Source organism: Legionella stuttgartensis (assembly GCF_977063405.2).
In genome coordinates this window covers 39,282-52,783 of record NZ_CDRUHA020000058.1, presented here as the reverse complement: position 1 = coordinate 52,783, position 13,502 = coordinate 39,282, and the positions used below count along the sequence as shown (strand labels likewise).

Below are 13,502 nucleotides of genomic sequence, written 5' to 3'. Positions count from 1 at the left end.
TATCCTTATATTAAACACACAAAATAATGCTTTGTGCTCATCTAATTTTCTTAAGAAGCGATTTATCATTTTGATATGTGGCTTCTTTAACAAACTCTATAGGTTGCTGTCTTACGCAGTGTCTCCTTACTCAACTGTTCCTGCTGTCAGTAGTGACATTTTTGTATTAAAGAGGTTAGACTATGCACCATTTATTATATTGGGATGAGTAGTTTGGAACAAAAAATTCCTCAGCATGTTGCCATTATTATGGATGGAAACGGTCGTTGGGCTGAAAGTCGAGGTTTACCGCGTATAGAAGGTCATAAAGCGGGTGTTGAATCAGTAAAAAAAATGATTCGTTGTTGTATGACCAAAGCTATTCCTTGTCTTAGCTTATTTGCTTTTAGTTCAGAAAATTGGTCTCGGCCTGCTGAAGAAGTTAATTTTTTAATGGAATTGTTTCTCGAGTCATTAAGAAAGGAACTTCCTGAATTGGATCAACACGGGATTCACTTACGATTTACTGGGGACCGAAGTTTACTCTCGCCTGTATTGCAAAAACAAATGCAAGAAGCAGAACTTTTGACCGCAAAAAATGAGCAATTAATTCTGAATGTGGTTGTTAATTATGGTGGTAAGTGGGATTTGGTGAATGCTGCCAAAAAAATAACCAAAGAGGTATTGAATGGTGAGTTGAAAGTAGATGATATAAATGAAACTAGTTTTGCTCGTTATCTGGACACAGTAGGATTGCCTGATCCTGATTTATTTATTCGTACCAGCGGTGAGTTACGAATTAGTAATTTTTTCCTTTGGCAGCTTGCCTATACAGAGCTTTATTTTACTGAAGTGCATTGGCCAGATTTTGGTGAGCATGAGCTTGAATTGGCCTTAGCTGCCTTTAATAAAAGAAAAAGAAGATTTGGGCAAATTTCCTAATTAACTCTAGGGTCTAATTACATTTTTAGTAAAATGTGAACTGATCCTAACTTTAAGGACCAAGAGATGTTCTTACAACGCTTGATTACAACCCTCATTTTAGTACCCTTGGTTTTATGGCTTATTTTTTATGGTAATCAATGGCTTTTGGCTGGTATCGTTTTGGTTATTTTTCTAGCTGCAGTAAGAGAATGTTTTCAATTGATCCCTTTAAAAAATTGGCAGTTGCAAGCCGGATTTGTTGTGTTGATGCTTTTGTGTTTATGGGCATGTGGTTATCTGTTTTCATATTGGTTATATGCTGGGTTAATTGTTTGGGCTTTGAATATTCTTGCCATCCTCAGTTTTCCCGGTTCACAGAAATATTGGGGGTACCCTGGCATTGTCGCAGTTGTATGCTTGATTCTCTTACCCTTATTCGCTCAAAGTCTTATTCATTTATATTCTTTATCTAATGGCAAGGCATCCCTGGTGTATTTGTTGTTTTTAATCTGGGTCTCAGATACAGGAGCTTACCTTAGTGGGAAACTTATGGGGAAACATAAGTTAATTCCTCAAGTTAGTCCTGGAAAGTCTTGGGAAGGGGTCGCTGGTGGGGTTATCTTGTCGATGTTGATTGCTTGGGCTGGCTATAGTTATTTTCATCCAGTTTCCGGTGTTTATTGGTTCATTTTAGCCTTATGTACTATAATTATTGCGATCTTTGGTGATTTATTCATCAGTATATTAAAGCGTCGTTGTCATTTAAAAGATACAGGCGCTATTATTCCTGGTCATGGGGGTATTTTAGACCGTTTAGACAGTTTAATTGCAGCTTTACCTTTATTTTATTTCGGACTAACTTTGTAACTACTCACAAGGGTTATTCAAACCATCCGGGCTTATAAATCGATAAAACAGGATGTTTTTTCGCGAGTGTGCAATAGTAAAAAGCACTTCTTTCTAGGTTCCGGAGAATTCTGAGAGAGTAATTCTCGAGTATTACTTCATTTGGGATACCACTATGCTTTCAACATTGCTGTATTTTCTTTTGGCCTTAGTCTTACTAGTTACAGTACATGAATATGGCCATTTTCAAGTGGCGCGTTGGTGCGGCGTTAAAGTACTGCGTTTTTCTTTTGGTTTCGGCCCTATTTTGGCACGTTGGTGTGATAAAAAAGGAACAGAATATGCCTGGTCATTATTTCCTCTTGGTGGTTATGTCAAAATGCTTGATGAATCCGAAGGAGATGTTCCTGAGAACGAGCGTCATTTAGCCTTTAATAATCAATCTCTTTGGAAAAGAACTGCAATTGTTCTTGCTGGTCCTTTTTTTAATTTTATTTTTGCGTTTGTCGCTTTATGGTGGGTATTAGTTATCGGGATGCAATCTTTAGCACCGATGATTGAATCGGTAAAGCCTAATAGCATTGCGGCGCAATCTGGATTAAAAGCGAAAGAAGAAATCATCGCGCTGAATGATACTAAAATAAACAGCTGGCGCGATTTTCAGTATGCAATCATGCCTCTTGTTGGTTCTCAGGAAACAATTCAATTAACATTGAAGTCTTTGGCTGATGGGCATAAACGTCAGGTTTCATTGCCTTTGACTGATTGGAAATTAGATAGTAAAAAACCAGATGCCCTGCAAAGCCTAGGCATTGAACCTTTTATCCCCTCAATCCCTCCAATAGTTGGGGAAGTCGTTCCTAATACTCCGGCAGCAAAAGCAGGATTAGAGAATGGCGATAAAATATTGAGCGTGGATGGCAAACCTTTTAATGATTGGCTATTTTTAGTTGATTATGTGCAGACACGTCCAGATAAACAATTAACCTTATCTATTAATAGAAAAGGCAATATACAAAAAATAATAGTCCACACTGGAAGCCAAAAAAATAAAGATAAAATTGAAGGGTTTTTAGGTGTGCGCTCACAAAAGGTCCAATGGCCAGCACATTGGTTACGTTTAGAAAGACAAGATCCCTTAACCGCTGTAGGCACCGCATTAAAACAAACAGTACAATTAACCGGTACCACATTTACTTTGATGGGGAGGTTGGTTACCGGCCGCTTAGGATTAAATAGTATTAGTGGTCCAGTTGGTATTGCTCAGGGCGCAGGTGATTCTGGACGGAGTGGATTAACTTCCTATTTATTTTTCCTTGCTTTGGTCAGCATAAGCTTAGGAGCATTAAATTTATTGCCCATTCCTATGCTTGATGGGGGGCACTTGCTTTATTATCTACTGGAAGCAGTCCGACGTAAGCCCTTGTCTGATAGTTTAAAATCGGCAGGAGCCTATGTGGGATTATTGCTATTAGCTGCGCTGATGTTTATTGCTTTGACGAATGATTTATCGAGACTTGCTGGATAGTTAGGACGATTAATCAGACCGCAATCGCAAAGTATTGGCAAAGTCAGGGAACAAAAACTTGACAGTAGTTTCTACTTCCTATAAAAAGTGTTTCAATTTTCGGTGTACAGAGATTGAGTATTAAAAGTACACGTAGTACTGGGCGTAAAATAATAATGAAAAAAATCAGTAGTAAATTTATATTAGGTGTTTGTTGTTCCTCGCTCATAGCCTGGTCTTCACAAACGATAGCAGCAGATACTTTTGTCGTGCGAAGTATTAAAGTTACCGGTTTGCAACGTGTTTCTACTGGAACAGTACTCAATTATATACCTGTTCAAGTTGGAGAGGAGATAGGTCCTGAATCAACTGCTGAGATTATTCGAACTCTTTATGATACTGGTTTCTTTCAGTCTGTTTCATTGGAGCGACAAGGCAACACTTTAATTGTCAATGTGATTGAAAGAGCAACCATAGGATCGATTAGTGTAGTAGGAAATAAAGAAATTCCTAGCGACAAAATGAAAGAATTCCTTAAGGACATGGGCTTAGCGAAAGGACGTGTATTTCAAACATCCACTTTAGAGCGTTTGGAAAAAGAATTAAAGCAAGCCTATAACGCTAGAGGGAAATATAACGCGCGGATAGAAACTCGAGTTAGTCCTTTAACCGACAATAGAGTGGGTATTACCGTCACGATTTCTGAGGGACGTGTTTCACGGATTAAACAAATCAAAATAATAGGAAATCACGATTTCTCTACTAATGAATTATTGCCAGAGTTTGCTTTATCAAAATCTAGCATCTTTACTTATTTTACTAAAAAAGATCAATATTCCAAGTCAGGTATGGATGCATCTTTAGAAGCATTACGTTCCTTCTACATGGATAGAGGTTATTTAAAGTTTAAAATTATCTCGTCACAGGTATTGTTATCACCCGATAGAAAAGACGTTTACATCAATGTCCATATTGAAGAGGGACCTCAATATCATTTTTCAGGCTATAAAGTAGTAGGAAAACCGATATTGCCGCCTGAAAAAGTTAATTCATTAATTCAAATCAAAAAAGGCGCTGTTTTTTCACGTAAAAAGGTGACTGATTCAATTTCTGCTATTGGTTTGGCTTTAGGAGATATTGGTTACGGTTTTCCTGCAATTAATGCGGAACCGCAAATCGATGAAGAGAACAAAACGGTATTTATTAATTTTATTGTGCAGCCAGGGCGGCATGTATACGTTCGCCGTATTAAATTCCATGGCAATACCAAAACTAGTGATTATGTATTGAGGAGCGTAATTCGTCAGGACGAAGGGGGATTGTTATCGCTTCATAATATTAAAGAGTCTGAGCGCCAATTGCGCTTATTAGGGTATTTAAAAAATGTTGATGTAAAAACCAATCCAGTACCCGAAGCAAACAACCAGGTTGATTTAGATGTACAAGTAGAAGAAGCTCCTTCTGCTGAAGCGAGTGCTTCTATTGGTTATGGTACCAATGGTTATCAATTGAATGCCTCAGTAAATCAACATAACTTTATGGGTACAGGACGTTCCATGGGGGCTGCATTTACTGCAAGTAAATGGGGACAAGACTACACCGTAAATTACTATAATCCTTTTTATACCGAGACAGGTATAGGACGTGGCCTTAATCTTTATTATGCACGCGTCGATCCCAGAAACCTCAATGTCAGTACATATAACTCCAACCGTTATGGCGGTGACGTGAATTATAGTATACCTCTTGGTGAAACAAGCAGATGGCAATTGGGTTATGGCTATCAGGATGTAGAAATCAAAAGTGTTGGTAATGTAGTGCCTATTAAGAATTTCGTGCAAATCTATGGAACTCATTTCCAGGAAATTCGTTTATCAACAGGATGGAACCGAAACAGCTATGATCAATTCCCATATCCTACAAGAGGCATTAACCAACAGCTTTCTGGCGTAATTGCATTACCTGCTAGTTCGAACTCGTTATCCTACTACAAGGGTTCTTATCAAGCGCGATTGTATCAACCTATAGCACGAGGGTGGATTTTCTCCGTGCAAGGGTTTGCAGGCTATGGAAACTCCTTCAACAATAATGGGTTGCCATTTTTCGAGAATTATTATGCAGGGGGTACTGCACAGCCTGGTCAGGTGCGCGGATATGACAGTTACTCTTTAGGTCCATTAGATAACTACCGTAATTCAGTGGGAGGTAACTTATTACTTACTGGAACTGCGGGAATTATATTACCTTATCCTCTGAGCCGAGATAACGTACGTACAACGGTTTTTGTTGATGCGGGTAACGTCTTTGGGGTGAATACTTTACCTACCCTGACCGGAAAATATGAAGGTCCTTTGCGATACTCAGCAGGTCTTTCACTTGAGTGGCGTTCTCCTTTTGGACCTTTGGCATTTAGCTTGGCTAAGGCATTGAATCCTCAACAATTCGATCAAACACAAGTCTTCCAGTTTGCTCTATCTTCAGGATTTTAATCAATAATTTCTTAACCTCACGTTCACGCTTAGTGTGAGGTTAGGAAAATTTCTTATTTATTACAAAATTATCGAAAATCATGTTGTACATATCGCAACCTATTTCGAATTATGCTAGCATCATGCTCTTTAATTTAGGAGATTAGTTATGAAGCGGTTAGGTCTGGTCATAATGGCCTTAGTTTTCAGCGTGTTTGGGGCTGGCGCATTTGCTGATACAGCAAAAATCGGTGTAGTTGATCTACAAAAGATCATGCAAACTTCCAGTCAAATCAAAGAAATCCAAAAGAAATTGGAGAAAGAATTTAAGCCGCGTCGCGACAAGCTTGTAGCTGTTGAAGCAGGCATTAAAGCGGATATGGAGAAGTTCAAGCGTGATAGTGCGATCCTGAGCGCTACTCAAAAGAAAGAAATGGAAAAGAAAATTGTTAGTGCACAACAACAATTTGAGCGTGATGGGCAACAATATCAACAAGAGTTAAGTACAGCAAATAACGAAGCAATGGAAGCATTGTACGCTAAAGTTCGTGCAGCTATTGCAAAAGTTGCTAAAGATGACAAGTACGATCTTATTGTTCAAAAAGATGCGGCTCCTTTCAGTGCAACTACTCTTGATGTAACTGATAAAGTTGTTAAAGCAATTAACTAATTCGGCGATGTCAACTTGCTGACTTTAGTAGAACTTGCAAATCATTTAGATGGCGTGTGGCATGGAAATGCGGATCACGCCATTTTTTGTTTTGCTTCCCTTAGCCGAGCTACATTACAGGATGTTGCTTATTACGATAACTCTGTAGTGCGTCAAGCTCTAGATACTACATCCGCTGGGGCGGTCTTACTCAGAGCCGAACATCAGCATTTGTATCGAGGAAATTGTATCGTCGTTTCTCATCCTTTACGTGCGATGATACAAGCTACCCAGCTTTTATCTCCTCCCATGTTTCCAAGATCTGGGATTGATTCTACAGCTATAATTCATCCATCGGTTCAATTAGGTCACGATGTATCAATAGGTGCGTACAGTGTAATTGGAGCAGATGCTCAAATTGCTGATGGAGTTACAATAGGAGCAAATGCTGTTATTGAATCTTCAGTCCGAATTGGTGCGTACAGTAAGATTGGTCATGAAGTGGTAATCCATTCCGGTTGTCAGTTAGGTGACTATGTGGTTATAAATTCTGGCTGTGCCATTGGTGCCTCTCCTTTCAATTATTTAAAGGAGCAAGGGCGCTGGCAACAAGGATATAGTGTTGGTGCTGTAATTATTGCAAATGATGTGCATGTAGGATCTAATACGGTAATTGATCGAGGTTCTTTAAGCGATACTTATTTGGGAGAAGGGGTCTGTATTGATAATTTAGTCCAGATTGCACATGACGTATTGGTTGGTAAAAATACAATCATTGCTGGATGTGCTGCTGTAGGTGCTTATGCCCAAATTGGTGCAGATTGTATTATTGGTGGTGCTAGTTGCATCGCGGCTCATGTCCATTTGGCCGATGACATAGTAATCACAGGTATGTCGACAGTAAGTAAATCGCTTGCCAAATCTGGAATTTATTCCTCTGGAACTTTAGTACATGAACACCGGCGTTGGCGTCGTAATGCAGCACGATTTCGACGATTGGATGATTATATAGTTAAGCTTGGTGCCCTAGAGAAAAAGTTAAGCAGAATGGACGAAGAGTAAGTTTTTAACATTAGCAATTGATTTGAACCCTCTAAATTAGGATAATGGTTTTTTTTTTGACCTCACTTTTGGACCATGCTAAGCATACTTATTTAAGCGAGAAACTGTGTATGAGTGAACCTGTAGATATAAAACAGATTTTTAGTATATTGCCCCACCGCTATCCAATGATTTTGATAGACAGGGTATTAGATTACACCCCATTTGATTGTTTGACGGCTATAAAAAATGTCACAATTAACGAGAATTATTTTTCTGGTCATTTCCCAGAGAATCCAATTATGCCAGGAGTTTTAATGCTGGAAGCGTTGGCACAAGCTAGTGGACTTTTAGCAGGATTATCTCAAACACCCGAAGAAAATTATGGTATTTTGCATTTTTTTGCGGGTATAGATAATGCAAAATTTAAACATGTAGTTACTCCGGGTGACCAGCTACGCTTGGAAGTAAAAATATTAGCCAGAAAAAGAGAATTTTGGCGTGTGCATGGCGAAGCTTATGTGGGTGATAAGTTGGCCTGTTCCGCGGATTTATTAAGTGCTGCAAAGGAAATTCTAAAGTGATAGATGAACGAGCGATAATTCACCCCACTGCAAAATTAGCTAAAGGGGTATCAGTAGGTCCTGGCAGTGTAATCGGGGCTGATGTGGAAATCGGTGAAAACACCTGGATTGGTCCTTATGTAGTAATTGAGGGGCCAACAACAATTGGAAAAAATAATAAAATTTTCCAATTTGCTTCAGTAGGCGATGCGCCACAAGACATTACTTATAAAAGTGAACCAACCCGATTAGAAATCGGTGATGATAATATCATTCGTGAATATTGTATGATTAGCCGAGGAACTGTTAAAGGGGGTGGAGTTACCCGTATAGGTAACAAGAACTTCTTTATGGCTTATTCCCATGTAGGTCATGATTGTATGATTGGCAATCAAATTATTTTGGTTAGCTATGCTGCGTTGTCAGGGCATGTAACGGTTGGTGATTATGCCAATATTGGAGGTTATGCCGCAGTACATCAATTTTGTCATGTGGGTTCCTATGCCTTTATTGCTAGAGCTTCTTATGTAGCCAAAGATGTGCTCCCTTACCTCATGATTTCCGGAGATACCACATCTGCATGTGGTATTAATACAGTAGGATTACGTCGACGAGGATTTTCTTCTGAAGCGATCGATGGCTTACGACGTGCATACAAAATAATTTTCCGTAAGGGATTAACAGTACAACAAGCGGTTGCTGAATTAGAGTTGATGCAAAATGAATGTCCTGAAGTAGTTCTGATGATCGATGCTTTAAATCAATCCACCCGTGGAATTGTTAGGTAAACTGAGTAGGTTAATAAGGTAGAGTGATATTTTATGCTAGACATTCAATTATTACGCGATGATCCGCAATTTGTCGCTACGCAATTATTAAAGCGAGGTTTTAAATTTGATGTTTCATCTTTTACTGCTTTAGAAGAAAAACGTAAGGCGTTACAAGTTGCAACACAAGCATTGCAGAATGAACGTAATTCACGTTCTAAAGCTATTGGTGAGGCTAAATCTCGCGGAGAGAATATTGAGCCAATGCGCGAAGATATGAATCGTCTTGCTAAAGAGTTAGATGAAAAGAAAAATGAGTTGGATGGCTTGTTACAGCAAATTGAAGCAATTGCTTTAAGGTTGCCTAATATACCTCATGAATCTGTTCCTGTTGGTGAAGACGAGCAGCATAATCAGGAAGTGAGACGCTGGGGTAAAATTCCAACTTTTGATTTTCAGGTTAAATCTCATGATGAATTGGGTGATAGTTTAGGCCAAATGGACTTTTCCTTAGCTGCGAAATTGACTGGTAGTCGTTTTGTAGTTATGAAAAATCAATTGGCAAGGTTACATCGAGCATTGATCCAATTTATGTTGGATATCCATACGCAACAACATGGTTACCAAGAAATTTATGTGCCCTACATTGTCAATGCAGATAGCTTGTTGGGAACAGGACAATTACCAAAATTCGAAGAAGATTTATTTAAATTAACTGGGGATCAGGGATATTATTTGATTTCTACATCAGAAATTCCTGTAACGAATACAGTTCGCGATGCTCTTTTGGAAGAACCTGTTTTGCCTATTCGATATGCCTGCCATTCGCCATGTTTTCGTAGTGAAGCGGGTTCTTATGGTAAAGATACTAAAGGAATGATCCGACAGCATCAGTTTGAAAAAGTGGAGCTGGTTTGGATTACAAAACCTGAAGATTCTTATGCCGCTTTGGAACAATTGGTTAATCATGCAGAAACAATCTTGCAACGTTTAGAACTACCCTATCGAGTGATGACTCTTTGTACGGGGGATATGGGTTCCAGCTCTGCAAAGACTTATGATTTGGAAGTTTGGTTACCCAGTCAAAATACCTATCGAGAAATCTCTTCTTGTTCAAATATGGAATCGTTTCAAGCACGCCGCATGAAAGCGCGTTACAGACATGAACAAACCCGCGAAATCGAGTTGGTTCATACGCTAAATGGCTCTGGACTTGCTGTAGGTAGAACATTAGTTGCTTTGATGGAAAATTATCAAGATAAAGAAGGAGCTATTCATATCCCAATGGCTTTAAGACCCTATATGGGTGGGATCGAGTGCATTAAATGTGCGGTTTAAAGCTGTAATCATTCTAGTTCTACAGATAGGTTTGTTGCAGTAAAACTGCAACAAACATACAAGTAAGTCCCTTTTAACTACAAATCCTCATATTATTTTCTATTTTTTGTTCGTTTAAATTATAGCTTGGTGAACATTGCTTCGTGCTTCTATGTTTGTATTGAGGTGATGATGAGAAGAAAGTAAGGCGCTGAGCCATAAAAGGACGATTTTTTATATATATAGATTGTTTTGTACATTTCGCAAAGAAAGTTAAATTAGTATGTCCTGCTGATGAAAGATGTGGTTTTTCTATGCACAATTCATCCTCATGGTACTCGGGCATCAATTGTTCCAACTCCTCTACAGGTGTTTTTATTTTTTTTATCTTGAGTTTAGGTGACAATTGCATAAACATTTTTATCTGATTCATATCTGATAAATCATGAGCGTCATGTTTCTTTTTTTCCAGGTTGTAGGTTCTAATCTTTGGTGCAAATAATGCTGTTAAGCGATTTCTTTTCTTTTGTTTTGCTTTACGGTCTATTTTTTTAGCTAAAACAATTGAATGACACTGCTTCTGTGTAAAGGATCGCGTTTTAAATAATTGCTCAATGACATTAAATTGTCTTGTAACTGTCAGAAAAAATAATAAGTTGAATTTGATTAAAAATTTGAACTCATTATTTTTTTGCTCATTTTGATGTATTACATCCCTTTTATTAAGAGTTGTATTAATTTTTCTGAGCCACTCCGAATATGAAAAAAGTAAGGTGTGGGTTACATCTAATAAGTCCTGTTGTTTGAAAAAAAATCGGTGCGAATTTTGAATAGTCCTTTTAAAACGTACATCTAGTGCTAATTGAATGGTATCCATATCACTCAATTCCTGTTCGTCCAAGTTTTAAAAGTATAGTAGTTTTTGTAAAAAGTGCATTTATTTTGGCCTGACTGTGTTTTTGATTATCTTTCAGTGGGTTAAGCGGATTTTTGACTGATTGAGTATTTGTTTTTATGATGTGTTTTTATTTTGAATTAAAAGAAATTTATGCTTATCGACTCAGCAGAACTGATTCATACCGTTGAACATTATTTACGCCAGTGGTTTTCTTTTCCTAGAAATAGGGTATTTGCTCAAGTAACTACGGTCATGAACCAAAAACCCTATGTTAGAACTATGGATCTTTATCATTTTACTCCTAAGGGTTCATTTATTTTTCTAACCGATACTCGTTCACCGAAATGGAGCCATTTAAATCATTGTTCTAATGTAAGCATTTGTTTGGTAAATCCGGAATTTGGCCAAATTATTGTAGAGGGGAGCGTGCGATTAGATACAAGTCAGAGCAATCTTCCAGTAGCTAGTTTATATTGGCAAAATTATTTGGACGAATATTGGCGAAATTATTATTTAAGCAACTCCGAAACGTCAGATGGAATCCCTTTATCTTTTGGAATCATGGAGGTTATTCCACATGTCTGGCAAATTCTGAAAATTAATAAAAATGATTTCTTAAAAGGTTCACGTATGAACTATGAATTGCAAAATGGTTCTTGGTTCAAAAATCAACTTCCTCTTCTCTAGTAATATAAAAGTGGAGTTTTCATTTGTTAACAATTTTTGCAAAGTAACCTAGGAATACCATTGTGAAAAAAGGATTATATTATTTTTTAGCTCCGCTTTCCTTGATTGTAGTGTTTTGGTTTCAGCCTACTTTTGCAGCCTGTTCCCTCATAAATTCATCTGGGGAAACTGCAGGACGTACCCATGATGCACTAGGGATTTTACTTTTATCTGATGTCTCATGCCCCAAAAATGTTTTTGCATTGCGCCAGCTTCTCAAGAGCTCGGGTTTGAAATTGGAAACTACGTTGGTAGCAAATCGGGGATTTCATAATCCCAATCAAGGTAGCTTTAGTTTATTTGAAATGGTCTTGGGAGAATTTAAAACATTAGATGAGCATTTATCTATTGAGGCAGGAGACTTTTTCTTTGGTCATTTTACAGCAGTTAATCCAGAAGATGAGTTAATCGCAGATCAAAATCCGGAAAAAAATTCATTGATGGTTGAAGCATTGGCGTGGGATCCCCAAAAGGAAGTATTTAATTTCTATGAATTACGTGGTGATGGCATCCAAGGTCAATGGTTTTATCGAGGAGATTCATCAGATATCTTTGCCGACAATGAGTTACTTCATCGCCAACCTGATCCACAACATCCAAAATTTGGCAATAGACTGCGCTGTTCCGGTTGTCACGGTGCAGGAGGTCCCATTATGAAAGAGCTAGCTAAACCACATAATGATTGGTGGGAGCCAATTAGAGGGCTGGATTTTGGTGGAAGACAACCTGACGCTTCATTACAAGAAATTTTGGAAACCCTTGTTTCTTCAGAGGAGTTAGCGAAAAACGTCCTAACTGGTCTTAAAAAATTGAATCGTAGTAAGACGGTGTATCCAAAAAAATCGCCCTCATTACAGGAACTGCTTCGACCTCTATTTTGCCCCGTTGAACTCAATTTGATGTCCGATTTTTTTCCTAACCATGCAATGCATGCTGAAGTGAATATTCCTGTTGAGTTTTTTCTTGATCCACGCGTGCTACAGACTGAAGAAGAACAAGTTATTTCAATACCTAGGGCTTCTTATAACGCTGCATTAAATACAGGAGGTAGTTATTTTCCTGAAACCGATTTGAATGATGCAGATCACGCATGGCTCACTCCAGTTAAGGCTCAATCAGACCAATTAGCAATCGATAATTTAATACAACATGGGATCATCGATCAAAAATTTATGTTGGATGTCTTAGATGTAGATAGGACTAATCCAGTATTTTCATCAGCACGCTGTGGTCTTTTGCAGTTGCTCCCTAATACAGTTATTTCTAATTGGCGGGAAGTCTTCATTAAAAATCTCAGCCAATCAGAGGTTTGGGCTGCTAAAAAATTACTTAAAAACCTTAGCTCACCACAAAAAAATGCTGAGTTTTATCAGCAAAAAGCCAAGAGATATCTACAGCATTGCCGGTTGAAACTACAAAATAGCGAAAATGTACTGTTAATGTACCATTTATTAGTGCAAAGACGAGCTGAAGTTCGGGTATCGGAAATTTCATTGAATCCGTTGGGACAAATTTTGGAGCCTGGATTTCGTGTTATTTTTCCTGAAAATAAAATAATGCCTATGCCAGGCTCACTAAAGCTTACGTCAACTTGTGATGTAGTTAGGGCTTTTTGAAAATCTATTTTTGAATACGCTGTACTTTTGAAACTTGTTTGGCTTATCTATTGTCGATGAATATAACTAGATTAACAGAATGGTCGTGTTAAAAAACACGAGGGTTTACGATTCTGGGCAATTGGTTACTACATGGCTTTAATTATGAATCCATTGTTTTTCAAAAGAATAGCACAAAAAAAATTTTATTTCTTAAGCTGT

The 13,502-nt window shown here is 38.0% G+C and carries 12 protein-coding genes; 11 read left to right on the top strand and 1 reads right to left on the bottom strand.

What is annotated here, in order from left to right:
* Positions 1–213: 213 nt before the first annotated feature.
* The 9 genes from ACWTEW_RS17000 (at position 214) to serS (ending at position 10,082) form a co-directional block, all read left to right on the top strand.
* Positions 214–921, top strand: a complete 708-nt coding sequence (locus ACWTEW_RS17000; RefSeq protein WP_454782851.1) for an isoprenyl transferase — start codon at positions 214–216, stop codon at positions 919–921.
* Between the two features lie 66 nt (positions 922–987).
* Entirely contained in the window at positions 988–1,770 is a 783-nt protein-coding gene (locus tag ACWTEW_RS16995; protein ID WP_454782850.1) for a phosphatidate cytidylyltransferase, read from the top strand.
* A gap of 154 nt (positions 1,771–1,924) precedes the next feature.
* A complete protein-coding gene (gene rseP, locus ACWTEW_RS16990) occupies positions 1,925–3,277 on the top strand; it encodes an RIP metalloprotease RseP (RefSeq protein ID WP_454782849.1) in 1,353 nt (450 codons plus the stop codon).
* Positions 3,278–3,432: 155 nt separating this feature from the next.
* Positions 3,433–5,745, top strand: coding sequence for an outer membrane protein assembly factor BamA (bamA, locus tag ACWTEW_RS16985; RefSeq protein WP_454782848.1), 2,313 nt, complete (start codon positions 3,433–3,435; stop codon positions 5,743–5,745).
* A gap of 148 nt (positions 5,746–5,893) precedes the next feature.
* Positions 5,894–6,394 carry an OmpH/Skp family outer membrane protein gene (locus tag ACWTEW_RS16980; protein WP_454782847.1) on the top strand — a complete coding sequence of 167 codons (501 nt, stop codon included), beginning with the start codon at positions 5,894–5,896 and terminating at the stop codon, positions 6,392–6,394.
* 15 nt (positions 6,395–6,409) lie between these two features.
* The gene (gene lpxD / locus ACWTEW_RS16975; protein ID WP_454782846.1) at positions 6,410–7,435 is read left to right on the top strand and encodes a UDP-3-O-(3-hydroxymyristoyl)glucosamine N-acyltransferase; all 1,026 of its coding nucleotides are present in this window, start codon (positions 6,410–6,412) and stop codon (positions 7,433–7,435) included.
* Positions 7,436–7,545: 110 nt separating this feature from the next.
* Complete coding sequence (gene fabZ / locus ACWTEW_RS16970; protein ID WP_454782845.1) at positions 7,546–7,998, top strand: 3-hydroxyacyl-ACP dehydratase FabZ; 453 nt, start codon at positions 7,546–7,548, stop codon at positions 7,996–7,998.
* The gene (lpxA, locus tag ACWTEW_RS16965) at positions 7,995–8,765 is read left to right on the top strand and encodes an acyl-ACP--UDP-N-acetylglucosamine O-acyltransferase (RefSeq protein ID WP_454782844.1); all 771 of its coding nucleotides are present in this window, start codon (positions 7,995–7,997) and stop codon (positions 8,763–8,765) included. Before fabZ ends, lpxA begins: the two co-directional genes overlap by 4 nt.
* Positions 8,766–8,798: 33 nt before the next feature.
* Entirely contained in the window at positions 8,799–10,082 is a 1,284-nt protein-coding gene (serS, locus tag ACWTEW_RS16960; protein ID WP_454782843.1) for a serine--tRNA ligase, read from the top strand.
* A gap of 73 nt (positions 10,083–10,155) precedes the next feature.
* Here the strand turns inward: serS and ACWTEW_RS16955 are convergent, their stop codons facing one another.
* Positions 10,156–10,938, bottom strand: a complete 783-nt coding sequence (locus tag ACWTEW_RS16955; RefSeq protein WP_454782842.1) for a hypothetical protein — start codon at positions 10,936–10,938, stop codon at positions 10,156–10,158.
* A 171-nt stretch (positions 10,939–11,109) separates the two neighbouring features.
* On the opposite strand from ACWTEW_RS16955, the gene ACWTEW_RS16950 reads away from it, so the two are divergent.
* Together ACWTEW_RS16950 and ACWTEW_RS16945 are read left to right on the top strand one after the other, a co-directional pair.
* Positions 11,110–11,646 carry a pyridoxamine 5'-phosphate oxidase family protein gene (locus tag ACWTEW_RS16950; protein WP_454782841.1) on the top strand — a complete coding sequence of 179 codons (537 nt, stop codon included), beginning with the start codon at positions 11,110–11,112 and terminating at the stop codon, positions 11,644–11,646.
* A 62-nt stretch (positions 11,647–11,708) separates the two neighbouring features.
* Entirely contained in the window at positions 11,709–13,301 is a 1,593-nt protein-coding gene (locus tag ACWTEW_RS16945) for a hypothetical protein (protein WP_454782840.1), read from the top strand.
* Positions 13,302–13,502: the final 201 nt, after the last annotated feature.